General features: G+C 63.2%; 26 protein-coding genes and 1 tRNA gene. 19 read left to right on the forward strand and 8 right to left on the reverse strand.

Features of this window, described 5'->3' with window-relative positions:
* Positions 1 to 273 precede the first annotated feature (273 nt).
* A complete protein-coding gene (locus EK416_RS03945) occupies positions 274 to 510 on the reverse strand; it encodes a hypothetical protein (RefSeq protein ID WP_127076167.1) in 237 nt (78 codons plus the stop codon).
* A 55-nt stretch (positions 511 to 565) separates the two neighbouring features.
* Here EK416_RS03945 and EK416_RS03950 point away from each other — a divergent pair, with 55 nt between their 5' ends.
* The 14 genes from EK416_RS03950 (at position 566) to EK416_RS04010 (ending at position 8871) form a co-directional block, all read left to right on the forward strand.
* Complete coding sequence (locus EK416_RS03950; protein ID WP_127076168.1) at positions 566 to 1057, forward strand: hypothetical protein; 492 nt, start codon at positions 566 to 568, stop codon at positions 1055 to 1057.
* Between the two features lie 12 nt (positions 1058 to 1069).
* The gene (locus EK416_RS03955; protein WP_127076169.1) at positions 1070 to 1711 is read left to right on the forward strand and encodes a hypothetical protein; all 642 of its coding nucleotides are present in this window, start codon (positions 1070 to 1072) and stop codon (positions 1709 to 1711) included.
* Position 1712: 1 nt separating this feature from the next.
* Entirely contained in the window at positions 1713 to 2429 is a 717-nt protein-coding gene (locus EK416_RS03960) for a hypothetical protein (protein ID WP_127076170.1), read from the forward strand.
* Between the two features lie 26 nt (positions 2430 to 2455).
* Positions 2456 to 2800, forward strand: coding sequence for a hypothetical protein (locus EK416_RS03965; RefSeq protein WP_081796840.1), 345 nt, complete (start codon positions 2456 to 2458; stop codon positions 2798 to 2800).
* 26 nt (positions 2801 to 2826) lie between these two features.
* Positions 2827 to 3843 carry a DUF2303 family protein gene (locus tag EK416_RS03970; protein ID WP_127076171.1) on the forward strand — a complete coding sequence of 339 codons (1017 nt, stop codon included), beginning with the start codon at positions 2827 to 2829 and terminating at the stop codon, positions 3841 to 3843.
* Between the two features lie 140 nt (positions 3844 to 3983).
* Positions 3984 to 5105, forward strand: coding sequence for a DNA polymerase III subunit beta (gene dnaN, locus EK416_RS03975; protein WP_127076172.1), 1122 nt, complete (start codon positions 3984 to 3986; stop codon positions 5103 to 5105).
* 3 nt (positions 5106 to 5108) lie between these two features.
* A complete protein-coding gene (locus EK416_RS03980) occupies positions 5109 to 5465 on the forward strand; it encodes a hypothetical protein (protein WP_127076173.1) in 357 nt (118 codons plus the stop codon).
* Positions 5462 to 5629 carry a hypothetical protein gene (locus EK416_RS17655; protein WP_164729843.1) on the forward strand — a complete coding sequence of 56 codons (168 nt, stop codon included), beginning with the start codon at positions 5462 to 5464 and terminating at the stop codon, positions 5627 to 5629. Before EK416_RS03980 ends, EK416_RS17655 begins: the two co-directional genes overlap by 4 nt.
* 3 nt (positions 5630 to 5632) lie before the next feature.
* Positions 5633 to 6397, forward strand: coding sequence for a 3'-5' exonuclease (locus tag EK416_RS03985; protein ID WP_127076174.1), 765 nt, complete (start codon positions 5633 to 5635; stop codon positions 6395 to 6397).
* Entirely contained in the window at positions 6394 to 6723 is a 330-nt protein-coding gene (locus EK416_RS03990) for a DUF4031 domain-containing protein (protein ID WP_127076175.1), read from the forward strand. Before EK416_RS03985 ends, EK416_RS03990 begins: the two co-directional genes overlap by 4 nt.
* A complete protein-coding gene (locus EK416_RS03995) occupies positions 6720 to 7007 on the forward strand; it encodes a hypothetical protein (protein WP_127076176.1) in 288 nt (95 codons plus the stop codon). Before EK416_RS03990 ends, EK416_RS03995 begins: the two co-directional genes overlap by 4 nt.
* Positions 7004 to 7462, forward strand: coding sequence for a single-stranded DNA-binding protein (ssb, locus tag EK416_RS04000; RefSeq protein ID WP_127076177.1), 459 nt, complete (start codon positions 7004 to 7006; stop codon positions 7460 to 7462). The genes EK416_RS03995 and ssb overlap by 4 nt, the downstream gene beginning before the upstream one ends.
* Positions 7463 to 7471: 9 nt before the next feature.
* The gene (locus EK416_RS04005) at positions 7472 to 7732 is read left to right on the forward strand and encodes a helix-turn-helix transcriptional regulator (RefSeq protein ID WP_127076178.1); all 261 of its coding nucleotides are present in this window, start codon (positions 7472 to 7474) and stop codon (positions 7730 to 7732) included.
* 128 nt (positions 7733 to 7860) lie between these two features.
* On the forward strand, positions 7861 to 8871 hold the full coding sequence (locus tag EK416_RS04010; RefSeq protein ID WP_127076179.1) for a tyrosine-type recombinase/integrase: 1011 nt from the start codon (positions 7861 to 7863) through the stop codon (positions 8869 to 8871).
* Here EK416_RS04010 and EK416_RS04015 read toward each other — a convergent pair.
* Positions 8842 to 8918 (reverse strand) — tRNA-Arg (locus EK416_RS04015). The two genes, EK416_RS04010 and EK416_RS04015, sit on opposite strands and share 30 nt — an antisense overlap.
* Before the next feature lie 202 nt (positions 8919 to 9120).
* Here EK416_RS04015 and polA point away from each other — a divergent pair.
* Complete coding sequence (gene polA, locus EK416_RS04020) at positions 9121 to 12075, forward strand: DNA polymerase I (protein WP_245433940.1); 2955 nt, start codon at positions 9121 to 9123, stop codon at positions 12073 to 12075.
* Positions 12076 to 12204: 129 nt separating this feature from the next.
* On the opposite strand, the gene EK416_RS04025 is transcribed toward polA, so the two are convergent.
* Positions 12205 to 13131 (reverse strand): UTP--glucose-1-phosphate uridylyltransferase, encoded by a 927-nt coding sequence (locus EK416_RS04025; protein ID WP_127076181.1) that lies wholly within the window; start codon positions 13129 to 13131, stop codon positions 12205 to 12207.
* A 146-nt stretch (positions 13132 to 13277) separates the two neighbouring features.
* Here EK416_RS04025 and EK416_RS04030 point away from each other — a divergent pair, with 146 nt between their 5' ends.
* The 4 genes from EK416_RS04030 (at position 13278) to EK416_RS17660 (ending at position 18249) form a co-directional block, all read left to right on the forward strand.
* Positions 13278 to 14300: a lytic murein transglycosylase gene (locus EK416_RS04030; RefSeq protein WP_127076182.1), complete on the forward strand. Its 1023-nt coding sequence runs from the start codon at positions 13278 to 13280 to the stop codon at positions 14298 to 14300.
* A gap of 179 nt (positions 14301 to 14479) precedes the next feature.
* On the forward strand, positions 14480 to 15739 hold the full coding sequence (locus EK416_RS04035) for an SGNH/GDSL hydrolase family protein (RefSeq protein WP_164729844.1): 1260 nt from the start codon (positions 14480 to 14482) through the stop codon (positions 15737 to 15739).
* A 151-nt stretch (positions 15740 to 15890) separates the two neighbouring features.
* Positions 15891 to 17414: a GDSL-type esterase/lipase family protein gene (locus EK416_RS04040; protein ID WP_127076184.1), complete on the forward strand. Its 1524-nt coding sequence runs from the start codon at positions 15891 to 15893 to the stop codon at positions 17412 to 17414.
* Positions 17415 to 17961: 547 nt separating this feature from the next.
* Positions 17962 to 18249: a hypothetical protein gene (locus EK416_RS17660; RefSeq protein ID WP_164729845.1), complete on the forward strand. Its 288-nt coding sequence runs from the start codon at positions 17962 to 17964 to the stop codon at positions 18247 to 18249.
* Between the two features lie 134 nt (positions 18250 to 18383).
* Here the strand turns inward: EK416_RS17660 and puhE are convergent, their stop codons facing one another.
* From puhE to EK416_RS04065, 5 genes are all read right to left on the reverse strand, one after another.
* Positions 18384 to 19244, reverse strand: coding sequence for a putative photosynthetic complex assembly protein PuhE (gene puhE / locus EK416_RS04045; protein WP_127076185.1), 861 nt, complete (start codon positions 19242 to 19244; stop codon positions 18384 to 18386).
* Positions 19245 to 19715: 471 nt separating this feature from the next.
* Positions 19716 to 20165 (reverse strand): photosynthetic complex assembly protein PuhC, encoded by a 450-nt coding sequence (gene puhC, locus EK416_RS04050; RefSeq protein WP_127076186.1) that lies wholly within the window; start codon positions 20163 to 20165, stop codon positions 19716 to 19718.
* Between the two features lie 21 nt (positions 20166 to 20186).
* Entirely contained in the window at positions 20187 to 20873 is a 687-nt protein-coding gene (gene puhB, locus EK416_RS04055; protein WP_127076187.1) for a photosynthetic complex putative assembly protein PuhB, read from the reverse strand.
* Positions 20870 to 21637, reverse strand: a complete 768-nt coding sequence (gene puhA / locus EK416_RS04060; protein ID WP_127076188.1) for a photosynthetic reaction center subunit H — start codon at positions 21635 to 21637, stop codon at positions 20870 to 20872. Before puhA ends, puhB begins: the two co-directional genes overlap by 4 nt.
* Positions 21638 to 21658: 21 nt before the next feature.
* On the reverse strand, positions 21659 to 23065 hold the full coding sequence (locus EK416_RS04065; protein ID WP_164729865.1) for a BCD family MFS transporter: 1407 nt from the start codon (positions 23063 to 23065) through the stop codon (positions 21659 to 21661).
* Between the last annotated feature and the right edge of the window lie 72 nt (positions 23066 to 23137).

Genomic DNA, 23137 nt, shown 5'->3' on the forward strand with positions numbered 1-23137 from the left:
AAAGCATGGCGCGTGCTTCGCGGTCCGAAAATAGGCCGCGCCCGCCCGGGCGAAGGATGGGCCCCCTCCGCTCCTCTCAGGTGCGCTTCAACGCCATCCAAAGCATTTTATTCTTGGCCGGCAGCAAGCTGGCACAGCACGTCGCCCGTCGCGGATACGCCGAACGGTCCTCAGCTTATGCTGGCTCTCGGGCTAGGCGATCAGGCCCTGCGATTTCGCATCCCGCTCGCGTGCACTTAACATCGCGGAGACGATCAGCGAGTTCGACGCGGCTTATCGCAACCGGACGAACCGCCATTCCGACAAATCGTCGGGCAGGCCGAGTTCCGCTGTGTTGATGCCGTCCGAAAGCAGACATGTGCTACCGGCGAGAAGAGCGTCCAGGGCCGCGAGGTCCGAGGGATGACTTTCGAGCGCATCATCGCCGTCCATGATGATCCACCGTTTCTCGCTTTGCGGAACGATCCGGATCGAGTGACCGTGCGTCCTGAATTCCCAATAACCAAACATCCGATGCCCCCCCTGTATCGCGGGGCGAACCCTACCACACGCGGAGGGTGCTGACATGGCTTTCCTCCCCATCCTTTCCGATGGCCGCGCCCGCCGCAACGCCAGCGACCTGCGCCTGTATGTCAGCAAGACCGGGCGCAACCTGGACCGCAGTCGCCTGACCTTCGTGCTGTCCGTCGCGCTGATCGACAGGCTGCGCTGGCACTCGGGCGAACGCTTCGCCATCGCCATGGGCGTGGATGAAGATCTGGGTGCGTTCCAGATTTCTCGCATCACGAAACTGAATACGGGCACGAAGCTTCACGCGAATTCGAACGGGCGCGGCTTCCGCTTGTCGGTATCGCTTCCACCGGACGTTCACGGCGATCAGGTGGCGGCTTTCCTCGACGGCCGCGAGCTGCCGGCCAATCTCACCTCATCGGCGCAGAAAGGCGTGCTCAGCGCCCGGTTCGCGGATGGGTTGCCCATGCTTTCCGCCAAGAAGCGGCGCGGTAGCGAATGCCGCGCCGAACACTCTCCCACACATCCCGCTCATTTTGCCAGCTAACGGAGGCCGCCCTTGTCTCACGCCACGCATGCCAGTGCCGCGCCCGATGGCGCGCCGACGCCGTCCAATCGGTTTTTCTCCTATCCTGTTGCGAATTGGGCCAACACATCGCCGTTGGCTGAAACCGGAGACGGCGCGCAGATCGCGATCTGCCTCAAGACTGACGACGAGACGCTTCGCCTTCGCCTCCCGATCAGGGATGCGAATTACCTCGCGTCGAGCATCCTCGACTATGTCCGGGACGATGCGCGCGCCTATTTCGATGACCCGCTGAAAGCCGCATGCGCGCAGGCGCTCGCCGCAAAGCTCGGCTACGAACTCCACAACGAGGTGATCTTTCGCCCTCTGGGCGGTGCTTTCGTATCAGCTCCGCTCTGGGAACTTATAGACACTCTGTCGCCGGCGGACCTCGCTGGCTGTCTCCAGAAACATTGCGGCGAAGCGCTCGAGTTCCTCCACGCTCGCCTGGCAAGACACGGTGCGGAAGGAGGGCGTCTCCACCGTAATATGGATCACGCCGTAAACGTCCCCGTCGTGCTCGGCGATGCCACTCGAGAGAAAGAGATTGGTGCCGTCCATGCTGCGTCCCCCAAAGAGCCAGCGCCCAAGATAACGCGCCCTGCGAAGCCGGGCAACAAGACGAGAGGGCGCTGATATGACCGCTCACGCCGCCTGCACGCGGATGCCGTCCGGCATCGCCGTCGACCTGCTCCGCCCCGCGCCCGAGCAGATCGATTTCAACGACCTCGCCGAGGTCCTCTCGCGCATCGACCACACCGGAGGCCGCTGTGCCTCAGGCGTCTATTCGGTCGCGCAGCACTGCGTGATCGGCGCCGACGCCGTTGCCCGCGAAACGGGTTCAGACGCACTTGCGGCCACCTTCCTGTTTCACGCCGCGCATGAGGCCTATCTCGGCCGGACCGCACAGGCCGCCCTTGTGGCCTATGGCGCCTGGTTCGCCGCTGCCGCTCGGCTCGACCAGGAATTCCAGGCCACGATGCCGCGCGAGACAATCGTGCCCGCCGCGCGACGCGCCGCCGAGGCCGCTTTCGACGATCTGAAGTACACGATCCTGTCGACCGTGCATCAGGCCGCTGGCCTTGAATGGCCGCTCTCAGACGCGGCCATGGCGCGGCTGCTCCACGTCGACCGCCGCCTCCACAACACCGAAGCCGTGCAGTTGCTCGGCGAAACGCTCCCGCCAGACGAGCCGACGCTGCGCGTGATGGGCAAGCTCGGCCTCTGGCCGTGGCCCATGGCGGCCGACGAGTACCGCGCCCGCGTCGAGCGCTATGCGCCGCGCGTCGGGCGTCTGCGCGGTCGGCAACGCTCCAGCATCACCCGGTCCGTCCGCGCCTCTGCGGCGGCCTGATCTTTCACTGTCGAGGAACCACGGCCATGAGCCAACCAACCATTCGCAAATTCGATCAGATGATCGGCCTCCTGCACCGCGGGAAGTTCGCCGAAAAATGTGACGACGTGCTGCGCGAGGCCGTCGAAACGCTCGAAGCCCTGCCCGGCGAGAAGGGCAAGGCGAAGATCACGGTCGAGATCGAAATCGCCTACCAGGGCGGTCGCGTCGACGTAACGCCGACCGTGAAATCGAAGCTCCCCGAGGGGGACAAGTTCGGCGCAACGCCGTTCTGGACGCACGAGGGCGGCCTTTCCACCCAGCATCCCAGCCAGATCGACATGTTCGGCGGTCCGCGCGACGCAACAGAGCGCCTGCGCGACCGCGCTTAAGCCACTTAACCCAGACAGGTTTTCCAATGGCAAACGAAATTGAGCTTACCGCCTCCACATCTTTCATCCCCGATGATGCCGCTGGCATTGCGGCGATCGCGGAACTGACAAGACAGGGTTCCGGCTTCAGCGTACTCGACATCAAGACGGATGGCCTCGGCGAAGGTCTGCCGCCGGTCGTGCCGATCACGGTCGACGCCAAGGGCGAGAAGGCTATCGTCGGCAATCTCGCCTCGCAGATCGAGGCTTACCGTCAGCGCCCGGAACGCCGTCGCGGCACGGCCCATGTGACCACGCTGCAATCATTCATTGGTCTCGTGAACTATCACTCCGACGAGCATTCGGCGATCTTCGCCAAGACGACGCTGCCCGATCCAGCGCTCACTGCCGTGATCGACTATCACCAGATGGCGGAGAAACCCGCTTACACCAGACAAGACGTCAAACCCATAGCGGATGCGGCGCAAACTCTGGTGAAGTTCCTGCCCCGCCACCTCCAGCATCGGATCGTCTATAAATTCCCGATCACGGAGGAACTGACCGCCTGGCAGAAGCTCGACGGTGAGCTGATGGGGCAAGGTGAATTCGCTGCCTTCATCGAAGAGCACGCCGCTGAACTGGCCGCGCCGACCGAGGACGAGCGCCAGCAATTCGAGCCGCTGTTCAAAGAACGTTTTGCCTCGCCGAACGAACTGATTGCACTGTCACGCGCTCTCGAAGTCTATGTCGGGGCGAAGGTCCGGAACGCAACGCGCCTGTCGAACGGCGAGCGCGAGATCGTCTTCACCGAAGAGCATCTGAATGCGGCGGGCGAAAAGGTCGATGTTCCCGGCATCTTTATGATTTCGGTTCAGCCCTTTCTTGACAGCGAGTTCATTCGCGTGCCCGCGCGCCTTCGCTACCGGCTGAAGGGCGGCATCAGTTGGGGCTATCAGCTCTATCGCCTCGACGATTATCTGCGCCAGCGTGTGAAGGCCGATCTCGACCTCGCTGTCAAGGAGACTGGCCTGCCCGGCTACGAAGGCACACCCGAACTCGGCTGAGCCTCGGCCGAGCGGCGAACGCCGGCCAGAGGATAACAGGCGCGCGGCCAGCGGGGCGCAGCGCCACTCAAACCAGCGCGTGGCTTACGCCGGGTGGAGAGCAACCCGGCACCTTCCCGAGATTTCGATTTGAGGCGATCATGCCGACCATTTCTGCCCGCAAGTCCGACCTGTCCGGCGCGCTCACGCGGCTGTCCCGCGTCGTCGAAAAGCGCAACACGATCCCGATCCTCTCCAATTTCCTGCTCACCGTCGACCAGGGCAAGCTCACCGTCACCGCGACCGACCTCGACCTCGAGGCGCGCACGACGATCGATTGCTCAGGAGACCTCACCACGCAAGGCGGCTTCACCGTGCCCGCCGGGCCGCTGTCCGACATCGTCCGGAAGCTGCCGGACGGGGACATATCGCTGTCGTGGGACGGGGACAAGGGCCGCGCCACGGTCAAGGCGGGGCGCTCGCGGTTCGAGCTGATGACCCTTCCCGCCGAAGATTTTCCCGAGTTCGGCGCGTCCGAATTCCAGCACAGCTTCACGGCCCAGGCGGACGCGCTCGCCACGATCTTCGACGGCACGTCCTTCGCCATGTCGTCGGAAGAGACACGCTACTATCTGAACGGCGTCTATCTGCACACGATCGACAAGGGCGACGGCGTGAAACTGCGCGGCGTCGCGACCGACGGTCACCGCCTGTCCAGCCGCGACGTTCCGGCTCCGGACGGCGCGTCCGGCATGCCGGGCATCATCGTGCCCCGCAAATGCGTCGGCGAGATCGTGAAACTCGCGAAGGACGTGAAGGAGATTGCGGTCGATATCTCGCCCGCGAAGATCCGGCTCACCTTCGGCACGACCACGCTCACCTCGAAACTCGTCGACGGGTCATTCCCCGATTACCAGCGTGTCATCCCGGCGTCGAATAAGCTCCGCGCTGTGGTCGACAACGAGGCGCTGGCGGCTGCCGCCGACCGCGTGTCGCTCGTCTCGTCCGAGAAGGGCCGGGCGGTGAAGCTCTCGTTTGGCGAGACGCTTCGCATCGAGGCGACGGACCCGGAAAGAGGCTCCGCCGCCGACGAGGTCGACCTCGAAGAGGCTACAGCCAGCCCGGTCGAGATCGGCTTCAACGCCCGGTATCTCGCCGACACGCTCGCGAACCTGCCAAAAGGGGGAGTGTCGATCGCGCTCTCGGACGGCTCCAGCCCGACGCTGTTCCAGCCTGCCGACGACGCCGACAGCCTGCTCGTCCTCATGCCGATGAGGGTCTGAGCGATGAGCCCGAAAGAATTCCTGAAAGTATTTTTCAAGGCTCTTCCAGCCGCGAAATACAACCCACGCAGAGCGTGGGGTTGGGCGATGCTCTGCCGCGAACTCGACAAGCCGTTTGCGTTCGATGTGAACTTCTTGACCGATTCCCAACTCGAAGAAGCGGTCGAGGAAGCACGCTGGCGAGGCCTGCTCACTGATCAGGATTTGAGCGAGGAAGCCCTCTCTCTTCTGCGCCGAGGCGATCTCCCCGCTCTCGAAACGTTGCTTGAGCGGCAACTGCCGAGCGGCCTGAACGGCAAAACCCAGCAAGAGAAATACGAGGCCGCCATGGCCGCGAAACGGGAAAGGGCGTCGGCATGATCACCGCTCTTATCTGGCGCGCGCGCACAGCTTACTGGCTTCGTCGTCTCACTGGCATGCAGCGCCTCGAAGCATGGCGCTACGCCGGTGCGCTTTCCTACGCATTGGCCGAGTTTGAGCCCCGTACAGCCGTAGAAATCGAAATGTCTTATTGGGAGGAGTGACCAATGCGCATCCGCATTCTGGAACTCCGGACCACCGGAGAAGACGAGCGCTTCCACGCGCCCTGCGAAGTGGGCTACGCCGACCTTGTCGCCACCGGCACCGTGCTCGAAAACGAAATCGCCTCGTGGGAAATCGGCCCGTGCGCAAACTACCTCTGCAATCCGGGCCGCTATATCCCGCCGCAGGCGAGCGCCGTACATCACATCCTGAACGAGGACGTGCGCGGGATGGTGTCGTGGGCGGAGCTGCTCGATGAGATCGTGCCACCCGAGCGGCATGGCGCGGTCGCGTTCGCCTCTCACCAGATCTCGTTCACGCGCCGCTGGGCAACGGACGCGATGACCGAGCATACGCCGTGGATCGACACGTACCGCTGCGCGCTGCGTCTCTGGCCTGAGGCTCCGTCCTACCAGAAGCATGCGCTGCGCTACTGGCTGAAGCTCCCCGTTCAGCGCGAGGAGGCCGACAAGCACAAGGCCGGAGCGGCCGCGCTCGTTGTCGCGCATATCCTGCGCCGCATGCTGGACGATCACCCGCTGGAGCATCTCCTGCACCTGACCGGGCTGCCGACGCTTCAGGAGCGGTGCAGGATCCGCTCTCCCTGGCTGAGCAGACGCTGGGCGGCCATCGACGACGAGAGATTCCTGCAATGGGTGGCGGGCGATCCCGCCGCGACTTCCCGCGAGCGCGCCACGGCCGCCTTCCACCTCGCGCGCCTGAAGGGGCGGGCTTCCGACGTCGTCACGCAGAGCGAGGTGGGCAGATGACCGTCTACGTCGACGATATGCACACCACGCCCATGGGGTGCTTTGGCCGCATGAAGATGTCGCACATGATCGCTGACAGCGAGGCCGAACTGCACGAGATGGCCCAGGCCATCGGCGTCGCAAGGCGGTGGTTCCAGGGTGACCACTACGACATCTGCAAGTCGAAGCGCGAGGCGGCGATAGCTCGCGGCGCGCGCCCCATTTCGATGCGCGATTTTGCCACGAAGGCCATGGCTGGTCGACGAGAGAAACGAGCTGATGCGTTGGCGGCGACGTTTTCGACGCTGAGTTTCCCAGAATTCATTGAACGCGAGGCAACATCGTGAACAGGCAGGAAGCGCGCGAGGCGCTGATCGAGCTGGGGCATGCCATAGGCGTGGCTGTAATGATTTTGCGGCCTCACAAGGAACTGATCGAGCAATTCAAGAAAGAACGCCGCGACATGGATGCCTTCGGTTGTTTTGTCGATCCGACGCTCTGGCTCAATCAGGAGCGCCGCGCAACGGAAGCAGTAATGGCGCCGCTTTACGACGCGGCATTGAAGCTGATCGAAACACACGATCAGCAAATGGATGCGGCCAAAACCGCTCTTGCAAAGGTGAAGCCATGAGCATCAACCGCGTCATCCTGCTCGGCAACGTCGGCAAAGATCCGGAAGTCAGGTCGACCACAACCGGAGACCGTGTTGCGACGTTTTCCGTCGCCACATCGGAGCGTTGGACCGACAAGAACACCGGCGAAAAGAGGGAAAGCACTGAGTGGCACACGGTCGTCGTGTTTAACCAGGCGCTGATCAAGGTGATCGACCAGCACCTCACCAAGGGCTCGCGGGTTGCCATCGAGGGCAAGATGAAAACCCGCAAGTGGCAGCACTCAGACGGCACAGACCGCTACACGACGGAAGTCGTGATCGGCCGCTTTGACGGCAGCCTGTCGCTCGAAGGCAAGCCCAGCGGCGCCACGCGCAGCGAGGACGCCTACGGCAGCACCAAGACGCGTGAGAGCTACAGCGGCTCGGCCGGGGGCGGATCGTCAGACCGCCTCGACGACGAAATCCCGTTCTGAGGTGCGATTATGCCGACACCAAAGCAATCTAGGCTGCCGCCATCGCTCCCGCCCAGAGGTTTGAGCCGCGATCAGGCCGCCGAATATATCTGCGTGAGCCCTGCCCTCTTCGACCAGCTCGTGAAGGACGGCCGCATGCCTCGGCCGATGCGGATCAATACCAAGCCCGTCTGGGACCGCGTCGACGTCGATCTTTACTTCTCCGCCATGAAAAGTGAAGACGCCGCTATTGCAGACGACCCGTGGAGCGACTTCGACAGGGCAGCATAGCTGTGGCCACAATCAAATTGCAGTTCGTGACGCGCGACCGAGACCGTCATGGCAATATCCGTTTTTATTTCCGCCGACCGGGCAAGGCGAAGATCCGGTTGCCCGGCGCGCCGGGCTCTGAAGAATTTATGGCGGCTTACAAGGAGGCGCTGGCCGGAGAAAACGGCGCGCCCCGCCAAAAGACGTTCGATTGGCTGTGCCAGCAGTATTACGCTTCCAAGCGGTTCGGCTCGCTCGAGGAGATCACGCGCGTCGTCAAGCGGCGGCACCTCGACAGCGTGAGAGACACAGCTTTCCAGGCTGGCGCTGCGACACGCCGCGTCGGCGACTTGCCGTTCGCTGGAATGACGCGGGAGCGGGTCCGGAAGCTACGCGACATGAAGGAGCGGTCGATGGCGAACCATCGGCTGAAGCACCTTTCGGCGCTGTTCGAATGGGCCGTTAAGGAAGAAATTACCGCCACGAACCCCTGCAAGGGCGTCAGTCGCGTCGAATATGACGAGACGGGCTACTACACCTGGACGGAGCAAGACCTCGACAAATTCGAGCGTCACTGGCCTGTCGGCTCTCGCGAGCGCCTCGCGATGTCGGTCATGCTGTATCTTGGCGTTCGCGTCTCCGACGCGGTAAGAATCGGGCCCAAGGACGAAGCCGCCGATGGCGCGTCGATCACGTTCCCCGTTTATAAAGGCCGCAAGCGCCTCGGCAAGATCCTGACACTGCCTATCCTGCCACCGCTGCGCGAAGCGATCGATGCCTGTAAGGCGGGCGATACCTACCTGTTAACCCAAGCCGGGAAACCGTTCGCGAGCACGAACTCTTTCGGGAATTGGTTCCGCGACGATGTGTGCCGGCCGATCGGCCTGCCTGAGTGCTCGTCACACGGCCTGCGCAAGATCGCCGCGACGAGATGCGCCGAAGCTGGAGCGTCCGAATACGAGATGATGGCGCTGTTCGGCTGGGACGATCCGAAGATGGCGAGGGTGTACACGAAGGCCGCCGCCCAGAAAAAAATGGCCGCGAGCGCGGCTGGCAAAATGCTGGGCTCTGTCTCACCCTCTGTCCCACCAGAGAAAAAACCCAACAAAATCAACGCAAAAATAGCTGGATGGCGCACCCGACAGGACTCGAACCTGTGACCCCTAGATTCGGAATCTAGTACTCTATCCAGCTGAGCTACGGGTGCGTGTGCCAAGGCATACCGGTTCGCAAACCGATATGCAAGCATCTGGCGGGAGCATAGCCGAAGCCCCGCGCCGTCGCAATAAGTCATCTCGGTCGGCGCACGGGCAAAACGTCATGCTGAAAGCGATGGCGCCACTCACACGCCTGTCGATGCCCGCCGATTGGGGTTGGCCGGTCGCCTCGAACCCGCCTATATTCGCCGCATGACAGCCGCCCCATCGCTCGCCGAAACGTCCGTTTCCACCGCCCCAGCCGAAGCCGCCGTGCCACCCGGCAGCCGCGTCTATCTTATCGACGGCTCGGGCTACATCTTCCGTGCCTTCCACGCGCTGCCGCCGCTGACGCGCCCGTCGGACGGGTTGCCGGTCGGCGCGGTGCACGGTTTCTGCAACATGCTCTGGAAGCTGCTTCGCGAGACGAAGGGCGAAAAGGCGCCGACGCATCTCGCGGTGATCTTCGACCACAGCCGCGCGAGCTTCCGCACCGAAATTTCCGCCGCCTACAAGGCGCAGCGCCCCGAGCCGCCAGCCGAACTCGTGCCGCAATTCGCGCTGATCCGCGATGCCGTGCGCGCCTTCAACGTCGCCTGCATCGAGCAGGAGGGCTTCGAGGCCGACGACATCATCGCGGCCTACACCTGCCAGGCGGCGGACGCAGGCGCGGAAGTGGTCATCGTCTCATCCGACAAGGATCTGATGCAGCTCGTCCGCCCCGGCGTGACCATGCTCGACACAATGAAGAACAAGGTGATCGGCGAGGCGGAGGTGATCGAGAAGTTCGGCGTGCCGCCCGCGAAGGTGGTCGACGTGCAGGCGCTTGCGGGCGATTCGGTCGACAACGTGCCGGGCGTGCCGGGCATCGGCATCAAGACGGCGGCGGAACTCATCCGCGAATATGGCGACCTCGAAAACCTGCTCGCCAATGCGCCCCTCATCAAGCAGAAGATGCGGCGCGAGCGGCTCATCGAGTTCGCCGACCAGGCGCGGCTGTCGCGCCGCCTCGTCGAGCTTGGCTGCGACATGCCCGTCGAAAAGCCGCTCGACATCGCCGCCGTCGAAGAGCCGGACCCGCACGCGCTGCTCGAATTCCTGCGCACGATGGAATTCAACTCGCTGACGAAGCGGATTTCCGAGGCGTTCGGCGTTGAGCCGTCCACGGGGGAGATGACGCGGCCATCGCCCGCCGAAGCGGTCGAAGGGGAAACCCCGGATAAAGCGCCCGGCGGCGACACGCCCGCCGACGAAGTGCGCCGCGTGGAAGCGTGGCTGAAGGCGATCCCGTTCGACCGTTCGCTTTACCAGCAGGTGACGGACCTCCAGACGCTCGAAGACTGGATCGCAGCCGCCACCGAGCAAGGGTTCGTCGCCTTCGACACCGAAACGACAGCGCTCGACGCCATGTCCGCGAAGCTCTGCGGCGTGGCGCTGGCGCTCGAACCCGGCCGTGCCTGCTACATCCCGCTTGCGCATCGCGCGGGCGACGGCCTCGACTTTACGGGCGCGGGCGAGATCGCCCAGCTTCCGATGGAAAGCGCCCTGCCCCGCCTGAAAGCGCTCCTCGAAGACGACAGCGTGCTGAAGATCGGCCAGAACATCAAATACGACGCGCTCGTCATGCGCCGCCACGACGATATCCGCGTCACGCCCTATGACGACACCATGCTGATGGCCTATGCCTGCGATCAGGGGCGCGGCGGGCTCGCGGGTTTCGGCATGGACGAATTGTCGAAACGCCATCTCGGACACACGCCCATCGCCTTCACCGATGTTGCGGGCAAGGGCAAGGCACAGTCCACCTTCGACTGCATCGCGGTCGACAAGGCGACGGAATACGCCGCCGAAGACGCCGACGTGACGCTTCGCCTGTGGCACTTGTTCCGCGCGCGCCTCGCCGCCGAGGGCATGGCCGCCGTTTACGCGACGCTCGAACGCCCGATGCCCGCAGTGCTCGGCACCATGGAATTCAACGGCATCAGGGTCGATCGCGCGGTCCTCTCACGCCTTTCCGCCGACTTCGCGCAGAGCCTCGCGCGCCTTGAGGATGAGATCTACGAGCTTGCCGGCCAGCGCTTCAATATCGGCTCGCCGCAGCAGATCGCCGACCTGCTTTTCGGCAAGTTCGGCCTGCCCGGTGCCAAGAAGACCTCCACCGGCAAGTGGAGCACGGGCGCAAAGGTGCTCGAAGACCTGGTATCGAGCGAAGACCTCACCGAAGACCAGCGCCGCTTGCCCGCGAAGCTCCTCGAATGGCGGCAGCTTGCGAAGCTGAAAAGCACCTACACCGACTCGCTGCCGCAGCACATCGACGCCGACACGGGCCGCATCCACACCTGTTTTTCGCTCGCCTCCACCTCGACCGGGCGGCTGTCATCGACCGAGCCGAACCTGCAAAACATCCCCATCCGCACGCGCGAAGGCCGCATGATCCGCTCGGCCTTCATCGCGGAACCGGGCAAGAAGCTCATCTCCGCCGATTACAGCCAGATCGAGCTTCGCGTGCTCGCTCATATGGCCGACATTCCGGCGCTGAAACACGCCTTCGCCGAAGGGCTCGACATCCACGCGATGACGGCGAGCGAGATGTTCGGCGTGCCGGTGAAGGACATGCCGGGCGAGGTGCGCCGCCGCGCGAAGGCCATCAATTTCGGCATCATCTACGGCATTTCAGCGTTCGGCCTGTCGCAGCAGCTCGGCATCCCGCGTCAGGAGGCGGGCGACTACATCGCCAGGTATTTCGAGCGCTTCCCCGGCATCCGCGCCTATATGGATGCAATGCGCTCGAAGGTGCACGAAGACGGCCATGTGGAGACACTGTTCGGCCGCAAGATCCACTTCCCCGAGATCAACACACCGAAGTGGAACATGCGGCAGTTCTTCGAGCGCGCGGCGATCAACGCGCCGATTCAAGGCACCGCCGCCGATATCATCCGCCGCGCGATGGTGCGCGTGCCCGCCGCCCTGGAAAAGGCGGGCGTCCGTGCGAAGATGCTGCTTCAGGTGCACGACGAACTCGTGTTCGAGGCCGACGATGCCGAGGTGGAAGCCACGATCAAGGCCGTGACCCGCGTCATGGAGCGCGCCGCCGAGCCCGCCGTGGCCTTCTCCGTGCCGCTAAAGGTGGACGCCCGCGCCGCGCGGAACTGGGACGAGGCGCATTAGATAACCCTCCGCCGAAGCGGCGCAGGGAAGCTGATCGACAGCGGAAAAATAAAGCGTCGGGCCGCACGCTGTTGGCAAAAGAAGCGAGTTCCGATCTTGCATCGGAATTCGCTTCGAGTTTTTCTCGCCCTACTCGGCGGCCTTCTTCGCCTGCACCTCGGCGGCGAGCTTCTTCAGTTCCTCGCCAAATTTGGGGCCGAGGTCGGAACGCGCGAGCGCAAATGCCACGTTCGCCGTGAGGAAGCCGAGCTTCGAGCCGCAATCGTAGCTCTTGCCACGGAACTTGTAGGCGAAGAACAGTTGATCCTGCATCAGCGTGCGCATCGCGTCGGTAAGCTGGATCTCGTTGCCCGCGCCGCGCTCCTGATATTTCAGGATGTCGAAGATCTCGGGCTGGAGGATGTAGCGGCCCATGATGATGAGGTTCGAGGGCGACGTGCCCTTCGCGGGCTTTTCCACCATCGAATCGATGCGCCACAGACGGTCGCCCTCGACGCCCGCGAGGCCGACAACGCCGTAGGAACTCGTCTCCTCGGGCGCCACCTCTTCCACCGCGATGATGTTGATCTTCGCCTCGGGATATTTTTCCACGAGGCCGTCATAGACCCGGATCATCTGGCCGAGGCAGCTTTCGCCATCGGGCAGCACGATAACGTCGGGCAGAAGCAGCGCGAACGGATCGCGGCCCACGATGTCATGCGCGCACCAGACCGCGTGGCCGAGGCCGAGCGGCTCCTGCTGGCGGGTGAAGCTCGTCGCGCCGGGCTTCGGCAGATGCGTTTCGAGGTTCAGCAGCTCTTCCTGCTTGTTGCGCCGCCTAAGCACTTCTTCCAACTCGAATTGCCGGTCGAAATGATCCTCGATGACGCCTTTATTGCGCCCAGTTACGAAGATGAAATGTTCGATGCCGCCGGTGCGCGCCTCGTCGGCTACGTGCTGGATGATGGGGCGGTCGACCACGGTCAGCATCTCTTTCGGCATCGCCTTCGTGGCGGGGAGAAAGCGCGTGCCGAGACCGGCGACGGGGAAAATGGCCTTGCGGATAGGCTTGCTCATGGGACTTCTCGGTGAGGGTTTGAGCTTATCGACGAAGATTCTCGGGCGCTTCAGCGGTGAGACCGTTCGCGAACGATATAGCGAACGCGCGCCGAGATAGAAGCGCTAATTGCGGCTCCCGCGAGGCACGCTGAGGGAGAATCGATTTGCATAGGGTCGCCGCGCGGCTGGCCGCCGCGCTGATCGCGATGATGACGCTCGCAGGCTTCGGAGGCGCGCGCGCGGAGGAGGCACAGGACACGGCATTCGGCGCCCTGAAGTCGGAGCTTTGGCCCCTGGCGGAACGAGAAGGCATCGCACGCGACACGTTCGACGCGGCTTTCGCGGGCCTCGAACCGGACCCGGAAGTGCTGCGGCTCGCCAACCGCCAGCCCGAATTCACGCTCACCGCGACACAATATCTCGACCGCATCATCACGCCCGCGCGCATCGCCGACGGCAAGGCCGCCTATCTCAAATATGAGGGAAAGCTCAAGGTGCTCGAGCGGCGCTACGGCGTGAGCCGCTTCATTCTCGTCGCGATCTGGGGCGCCGAATCCGATTTCGGCAACAAGCAGGGATCGTGGGCGGTCTTCCGCTCTCTGGCAACGCTCGCCGCAGCCGGACGCCGCGCGGATTTCTGGAAGACGCAAATCGTGGAAGCGCTCAAGATCGTCGAAAACCAGCGCATCTCGCCCGACAAGCTGTCAGGCTCCTGGGCGGGCGCCATGGGCCACACGCAGTTCATACCGTCCACTTACAACAAGTTCGGCATCAGCTTCTCGGGCAGGCCGCGAGGCGACATATGGGACGACCCTGCCGACGCGATGGCCTCCACGGCGAACTACCTCGCCCAATCGGGCTGGCAGCGGCGGCGAACCTGGGGCTACGCGGTCCGCTTGCCGGATGGCTTCGCGCCGACCGACGCACAGGAAGCCAGGCCCATCGCAACTTGGCGCAAGCTCGGCGTGGCGCGCGAAACGGGTGAGCCTTTCCCGAAGCCGGGTGAAACCGCGCGCCTCTTCCTGCCGGAGAAAACAAATCCGTTCACGGGCGAAAAAGCCAACACATTGGCATTTCTCACTGTCGCGAACTTCGATGTCATTAAGACATACAACAATTCGGATCTGTATGCTCTCGCGGTAGGGCTGCTCGCCGATCGACTGGCCGCCGAGCTTTCATCGCGATAGACGGGCGATAAGCGAAAGCCCGGGTTCTGGCGTAGGGAAGCGCGCTTTCCCTGAGACAGGTGGAAAAAGGTGTGCGGCCACGGTGCAGGCTTGATCCTGACACATTCCCGCATAAAACAAGGCCGTGAGGCAAAATGGGGTGGAGTTTAGTCTTTGGCGCGTTCAGCGAGGATAATCAGATGACCTCGATATCCCGCGCCCTGGCGTTATTGGTCGCCATCGTCTTCGCCCTCGCCGCAGGGGGCGGAATCGTCCTTGCGCAGACACCGAACCCTCTCTCGTCGAGCTACGTGACACCCTTTCCGCTGACGGATCGATATCTGGTCCGCATTATCGGCGACTGGCTCGGGCCGGGCCTCACAAACGGCCTTCAGGACGCTTTCAAGCAGGATGCATCGGTACAGATTCAGGATGCGTCGAAATCGAATTACGGCCTCGCGCGAACGGAGCAGATCGGCCTCTTTGCCGACATCGACAAGCTGGTCGCGTCGACACCCCCCGTCAATGTCGCGGTGATCATGCTCGGCGTGAATGACGTTATCTCCATGAAAGCGCCGACAGGTACAGGACGACTTCAGCCCGGCACCGCCGAATGGAAGGATGTCTACGGTCGGGAAGCCGAAAAGCTCATTCGCAAGCTGAAGGCCGCCAACATAGCGGTTTACTGGCTCGGCCTTCCCGTCATGGCGAATAGCCAGAGAAACGAAGCGGTTGCTGCCATGAACGACGCGGTACGCCAGTCGGCTTACGTCAATGGCGCAAAATTCATCGAAACGAGCGCGGGCTTTACCGATCAATCCGGGGCCTACACGGCTTATGGCCCCGACCTTAGCGGCCAGACGAAACGTCTGCGCGAAGGCGACGGCGTGGGCTTTACGGCGGCAGGCAGCCGCAAGCTCGCCAATTACGTGGAAATCGTGCTCAGGCGCGATCTTGCCCAGGCGAAGGCGCAGCGCAACATCCCGCTCGCGGGCGACGAGGAAGAACAGGCACGGGTGGTTCCGGGTGCAAGCCGCTCTGCAAAGGGTGCTGGCGGCAAATCCGTCTGGACGACGGAAACGGATGCAAGGCCCGACGGGCCGGCCGCCGGTACAGGGACGGAAACGAAAGCTGCTTCAGCAAAAGACAATGGTCCGGCAGCGGGGCCAGACACCGCGCCGGCTGGCGCCGGCGACGAACCCCGCGAGCATGCCGCCTTCGCCGGTTCCTCCGGCTTTCAGGGCGGTGAACTGATCTTCGGCGACCTCGGCGACGGCATGACGGCCATTGCTGCCATATCGCCTGTCGGTGAATTCTCGATGCGGGAGATCCAGCGGCAGACGCCCCTCGCCGACCGCCTGTATTTCAAGGTTCTGAGCCGTGGCGATGCCTTGCCATCGAAAGAAGGGCGAGCCGATGATTTCACGTGGCGCGAGGATAGCGCCACGTCGCAGCAGTAATTCCACTTCGTGTTGTCAGATGTCGTCGAGTAAGTGCGCCGGAGTCTTCATGCAGGGAAGTCAACGACCCGATCGGCGCTTCTGTTGGAAGCGATTGCTGCCCGCATTGGGACTGGCAGCCCTCCCGCTTCTGGGCGGATGCCTGCCCGGCATGGGATGGGGCGACGATACGGGCCGTGCGCCTCTCGCGGAAGACAACGACGGATCACCCGCGCTGAACCGGTCCTACAAGACGAACTTCCTGTCGTTCCAGTCTCCGTCTTCTGCCGGATCGCACCCCGCTCCGACGCTCATGCCCGACAGCGGACCGTCGCTCTTCGCGTTCTCCACCTTCGAAGCGCGACGCCCCTCCCCTTCGGACGCCTCGCTCGCGCTTGCCCTCGACACGACAGAGGCTTACGAGCCGCAGGCCATCACCGCCGCCGAAGCATTGCAGAACTTTTACGGCGCACTCACAAAGTTGAACGCCGGGAGGCGTTCGGGCGCCGCGAAGATCGTCCATCTCGGTGGAGACGAAATCGTGGACGACCGTTTCGCTGGCGCTCTCAGGGAGCATCTCACAAGCCGCTTCGGCAACGCCGGGCGTGGCCTCATGCTGCCCGGCCTCTATCCCGTTCGGGGGATGAAGATCGATCGCGGCGGCGCGTGGTCGCTTGCCAGCGCGGCGAGCAGCGCGTCCGGTCCGTTCGGCCTGTCCGGCGTGCGTGTGACCTCGGCCGCCTCCGATGCATGGCTGCGGTTCACCTCCGCGGAAACCGCCTTCGACTGGGTCGAAGCCTCTTTCATGACAGGGCCTCAGCAGGGCACCGTCGCCATCAGCGTCGATGGAGAGATGAAGCTCGTCCCGACGCGGGCGCCGAACGTGAGCCAGACCTCGATACGCATCATGGCGAAGGCGCGCGAAGTCACGATCCGCCCGCGCGGCGACGGCGAAGTGACGATGCTGTCGCTGACAACCGGCACGCAAACGCCAGGCATCGTTTATTCGAATGCCGGTGTCCCCGGCGCGACCGCGATGACGCTCGGCAAATGGTCCCGCGACTTCGCTGCGAATGACCTCAAGAAGCTTGATCCGGATCTCGTGATCCTGAGTTTCGGAAAGAAGGAAGGCTTCGATGACGATCTCGACATTCGCGATTATGAGGCCCGCCTCAGGCTGACGGTGGAGCAGATCAAGAGCGCCGTGCCAGGTGCGTCGCTCCTTTTGATCGGGCCACCCGACGCGGCGCGGCTGCCGACCTTTTCCGGTTCCGGCGGCGCGCAGGTCTGCCGCGCCCTCAATCCGCAGGAAATCGCCGGCTACACGCGCCTTCTCGGCCGCGGCAACGAGCGCCTCGGCCGCTGGCACGCACCGCCGCGCCTCGAAGCGGTCCGCTCCGCCATCCGGCGCACGGCAGCAGCAAGCGGGGCCTTTTATTGGGATTGGGCGAAATACATGGGCGGCCACTGCTCGATCCATGCATGGACGACTGTCAACCCGCCATTGGCCGCCCCCGACCATTTCACGCTGACGGAGGCCGGAAATCTGCGTTCTGCGCGCGCATTGTTCGCGGAACTGATGGCGGGCTTCGACGGGTATCAGCGCCTCGCCGCCGCGAAAGCCGCGCCGACGCCACAGGCTGCAACCCTTGTCATCGCCGCGCCTCCGAAGGCCGCCGCCAAGAAACGCCGCTAGAGCGTATCAGGCCGGTTTACTGCATGGCCGAATAGCGGCAATTCCCTCCTTGATTGAACCGGGATTCGAGATGCGGGCCAGGGGAAGCCGGCATTGACGCCACGTTCCTCTTTCGAACGATCTGCGTCAGCGTGAGTTGCGCGACTGGCGGCGCGGGCAAGAGGGCGGCCGCAGCCCGCTTTGATGACGCCTTCCAGCGTTTACGACGCGCGACGCCCCCCGCGCGAGGGGCCGGAGGAGCTGGTCTCAAACTGGCCCTGAAAAAGGAAGCCCCGCCCCCCGCGCGAGGGCCGGAGGGGGAGCATTCGTTCGCCAGCATTCCGATGCGAATCGGCAAGGACCCAGGCATCGAGACTCTAGAGATCGACTGCCAACCCGCCCTACCGCTCCGACTAGAGGATCAACGAAGAAGCCTACACATCACGATCCGACGAAAGCGGCTCTCAAGAAGCCGTTTGTCCCATCCGCTCCCGTTTCCAGAACTTCAGGCACGGCTGGGGTGAAGCCGATGCCGCTTACCGGGCGACGGGCTCGTCGCACGGGCAAGATGGGCGGCGACGGCAAGCGCAGCCTCGTGCCGGCATCGCGATTTCATCCGGGAGCACCTCAACCGGGCGCCGCACGTTTCGCCGCAAGCAAAGAAGCAGGTCGAGACCAGAAACATAAAGCGTCGGGCCACATCCGATTTGCGGCAGGATGCAGCAAGGGCTGTGGCGCGCTGCGTTATCGCGAGATCCCGACCCTCAAAGGCGGCGGTCGCACGACAAGCTTACGCTCGCCAACGACCAAGAAGGCCGCTTTGGGCTCCGTCAAGTGGAGCGAATGCGACTTCTGAGCCCCGGTTGCTCCGAGCTTTCAATCAAAGGTCAAATTCAAAAGCTGCACCAGAAGCATGGTTTGCCGATGGTCCTTTTGATCCCGACACGCGCAAGCGTGCTGCAAACGGATGCAATTGTCGGAATCGGACAACTAGATGTCGCCGCGGCTCGCTACGATGCGAAGGCGCGTCGAAGCTGGCTTGCTCGCATCGACGATCTCCGGAAGTCTCACCGACTCCTGCTTGACAACGCCGGTCTTGGCCCTGACGCTCCAGTTCCAGAGCGCCTCCGCCGGGATGGGCAGGACGAGAAACCAGTGCTCGATGATGCCGAGCACCAGGATCACGATCGAAAATGTCAGCGCGAGCGCGTCAAAGGGCGAATGCTGCATCTCGACCGCCTTGTGCACAAGGATGGCCGCGAAAACGGTCGATACGGTGATCGAAACCGGGAACAGAAGGTTCATCGGCTTCTTGCGCAGGTAGGAGCTTAGATAGCGCAGATGCTCGGGGAAGAAGTGATCGTTGAGATTGCGGACACCGAGGACGGCGTTCACCTTCGCGCTCGCATGCATGAGCCAGATCACCGTATACGTCCAGGACCCGATGTGATTCGTGCCGTTGAGCGTTGCGAAGCAAACGGCAACACCGAGAAGCGCCGCGCTAGCCTCGTGATAAAGGCAAGTTTCGGCGGCATGCCACATGTGCCTTGAGCCGGAGCAGCCCGGAGGACAGGCGGTCTTGCGCGGTCCGGTGATGACGCCGGTGTAGAACGTCAGTTGCGTCCACGCCCAGGCGAGAAGACCGCAGGTAAAGCTGACATAGGCTGCCAGAACCGTCTGGCTCTGGCTGGAGACGTGCAGACCGTAGAGCGAGCCCAGCAGCACGAGCGTTCCGCCGAGCACGCTCCATTTGTAGGTGTGTTTTGGCAGATTGTTGAGATACAGAACAGCGCCAGTGCTGAACCACCAGACAAAGAGAACGTAGAGGGTCGGAAGCCCGTAATGTATCAATGCCCTACCCTCGCTAGCTCGCCGTTCGCGACCGCACTGCCCGCGGCGCGCCAGGCGCCCTGAAAGGCAGCCGCGCGACAACCGCGCGCAAGGACAAAGCTGGCTTCCCCGATGAGCGCGATATTTCTCTCAGCGGCAAGCGCCGCGACGCGTCTGATGCATTTATGACAAATAGAGGCTCCCGATCCTTGATATCAATCAAGTCCGCGCGCCCGGGCTCGCCGACGCCGGGGTGTGCCCGCTTCTGCGCTGCAAGAACACGCCCGTTGCTCTGAGGCAGCAGCACCCGCACCGCCCTGGAACGGCGCTGTGTTGCGAAGAAATCAAGGGCCTTGACGCCTTCCATGCTCTGTGGGCAAGGCGAGCCGCAAGCCATCGCTGTTCTTCCGACAGCGTTCAAAAATCCCGGATCGGCATGCACGCCAAAAATCTGCACGACCCCGCGAGAGCCCCCTTCTGCTCGAACCCGCATCATCGAGGCACGCTCGTATCGGGAAGGAGTTGCGCGAAGGTTTCGGCGTTCTTCTGACCGTAGGCGGCAAGCTCCACCGTTTCACCGGTCGATGGGTCGGTCAGCGTCAGCCTGCCATCGCTCCACTGCGTGACGACGAACGGCGCGTCTGGCCCGGCCTTGGATCGCGCCTGACGCACCTGGCGAAGAATGCGCATCGCCGTCGCCATGAATGAATTCTTTTCGCGGTCGAGGATCTGGAAGGGCTCGGTTGCTCCCTGATCGAATACCGCGATCCCCCCGGAAGGCGCGTCTCGGAAGATGACGGCCCGCGAAACGACGGGGCGGCGCGAAGCATCCGCCACGCCGCCGCCGAACCTATCGACGACGCTTGAGCCGATGACGATAACGAGGAGAGCGGCGACTGCCGCGCTTCCCAGAAGCAGCGCTTTGTTCACACCCTTGAACATACCGGTGCGTTTCCAATTCGATTACGCTGCCTCGGCAGCGGGCTGACCGGGGTCAGTCACCTTTTTTTCCGCATCCTGCTGATCGGTTGCAGCCTGCGTCTCTTTATTTTCATTCTCATCTACGCTCTGCGCCGCAAACGGTGCAAGAGCCTGTTTGAGAATTTCGGCAACCTTTTCCGGCTCCGCTACCGAACGGAGCATCGGCTGCGTCGGAGAAACGCGCCATGGCCGCGTATGAGGCCACAAGATGAGATAGGCGATGCGGTCCTTGCCGCTCGTTTCGAAAGCGATATCCGCGCAGCCGTTCGAATGCCTGTTCATGGCGACGTTCTTGACGAAGCGGAGCGGCACATTCACGGCCTTCGTCAACGCGATCCCGTAACGCAACACCACGCGCCGCGTCGTGATCGTGTAGATCGTCGTCTTGGCGAGAAGGATCGACCAGATCACCGCTATCGAGACCAGGATGCCGTTCAGCAAAGCGAGAAAGGCAGCGAGTTCGTACGCTTCCGATACGGGCTTGCCGTCGAGCGCTGTGGCAACGACCCTCCACGCGATCAAAAGCGCGAAATAGAGCGTGATCGTGCGCACATGGCAGAGATGAACGGCCAGGGACCGCCATTTAGGCGATCCCTGCCAAAGGATTTTTTCATCCTCGGGAAGCCGGTACGGGAGACCCCGTATCGGCTCGTAGTCGTATTCACTCATAAAAGAGGCTCCTGACGAGCCGGCGTAGCGTACAAGATGCCGCCCGCATAGTACGCGGCGACCTTGTCTTCCTCGAGTCGCGTCACGCGATCCGGGTTGGCGAGCTTCGGCGCATCTTCGATCTGGGCGCCGAGGATCGATTCGAGAACGACCTTGCCCTTGCCCTGGTCGACCTTGGCGAGCGTGATCGGAACGAGAACATTCCGGCCCTTCGGCGTCGTAACTTCGAGATAGCGGATGATGACTTCCGAGCGATCGAGCCACGCATCGCGGATCTTGCCGGCCTTGACGCCATCGGCGCCATAAACCGTGAACCCGCGGGGGTCGCGGTCATGCTCGTCGACCGCATAATCGGTGGCGACGCGCAGGGGAGCGATGCGGGTCAGACCGTCATAGGTCAGATCCGGTACGTCCTGACGCTGCACCCACGAAGCCGGGCCGACGCCGTCGATCAACGGATTGCCGGTCGGAATGAGCGGCGAGCCGGGATGATTGGTCGCGGGCTTGGCCTTGATCTCACGCTCGGGCTTGTAGGGCTGAGGAGAGGTCGTCGTGCCGCCATGGAAAAGACGGAAGATCTTCTTGTCCGGGATCGTGAGATAGCCGTCGTTCTGCGGCTTGCCCGTCGATTCGTTGATCAGGGGATACCCCTCACGCCGGTCTTCACGGCGCAGGTAAAGGATCAGGAGCGCGAAGAAGATCCAGAACGCGTACAACGTCACCTGGGCGACGTCGAGATGTGATGTCAGTGCGCCGGTTGGCATTAAAACCTCCAAAGTTTTTTCTCAACCCGGATAATCAGCTAGGCCGAATTGCGGCGGCTTTTGCCTTGATGTATCACCCGCTGTGCGCACGAGGGGGCCGATGGCCACGAGCGTCGCGAACAACAGGGCAATTTCGATATGATAGACAATGAGGTAACTTGTGTCTGTGCGCATTAGCGCCTCACCCAGGCTACCGTTCGCCGCAAGGGTCGCGCTAATGTCACGGATGGCACCGCCGAGTGCAATTCCGCCTCCTGTCGCAGAGGCACCGACTGCACCCCACGCACCAAGCGCTAAACCGGCCTGAGAGGCTTTTGCAAGCTCCATTGCGGCCGTCAGAGTGCCTGCGGCAAAAAAGCCGCTGCCAAACCCCAGCGCCACGACGCCCACCTCGAACAGGAGGCGTTCGCCGACGGGCGCGGAAAAGACGAACGCAGCCAGCGCCGCGAGGCCGACCATCACGCCTTGCGCGGCGAGCCGGTGCGGATTGACACCCCTGTCGAGGCGGCGCGCGGCAATGGCGAGCGAAATGAGCGCGCCCAGCGCGAAAAAGGCCGTCAGCGCCGTCGTCTGCGACACCGTCATCCCGAGAACCTGACCGCCATATGGCTCGATCAGGATATCTTGCATGCTGAAGCCGACCGTGCCGAGCCCCAGGCCCACAAATATGCGCTTCCAGTTGCCGGTCGCCATGAACGTGCGCCACGCTTCGCCGAAATCGGGTTTGGGCTCGTGTTCGACGAGGCGGCGCGGCCTGCGCGGCTCCTGCTTCCACAATGCGACAATATTCAGCACCATGGTCGCGAGCGCTGTGCCCTGGATCACCTCGATAAGCCGCATCTGGCTGAAATTCGTGAGCAGATCGCCCAGAAGCAGCGCGCTCACGCTCATGCCGATCAGCAGCATGACATAGAGGAACGCGACGACTCGCGGCCGCTTCTCGGCGGGCGACAAGTCCATCGCGAGCGCGAGTCCGGCCGTCTGGGTCGTGTGCATGCCCGCGCCGACGAGCAGGAAGGCGAGCGCGGCCGCGAACTGACCGAGGATCGGCGGCCCTTGCGTATCGCCCGACAGGAGGATCAGAGCAAAAGGCATGATGGCGAGGCCGCCGAACTGGATCAGCGTGCCGAACCAGATGTAAGGCACACGCTTCCAGCCGAGGAGCGAGCGGTGCGTGTCGGACTTGAAGCCCAGGAGAGCGCGGAACGGTGCGAAAACGAGCGGGATCGCGATCATCAGGGCGACAAGCCACGCGGGCACGCCGAGATCGAGGATCATCACGCGGTTCAGCGTGCCGTTGACGAGCACCAGAGCCATGCCGACCGTCACCTGAAACAGGGAGAGGCGCAGCAGCCGGTGCAGTGGAAATTGCGGCGTCGCCGCGTCGGCAAAAGGCAGAAACTTCGGCCCGAGGCCCTTCAGGAACAGGAAAGCGGCGCTTGGATGTGAGGTTGCTGGCGGCGACGCCTTGGGTTCGGTTGCCTTCTGCGAGCCGGAAGG

The sequence above is a fragment of the Rhodomicrobium lacus genome (assembly GCF_003992725.1).
Taxonomy (GTDB): domain Bacteria; phylum Pseudomonadota; class Alphaproteobacteria; order Rhizobiales; family Rhodomicrobiaceae; genus Rhodomicrobium; species Rhodomicrobium lacus.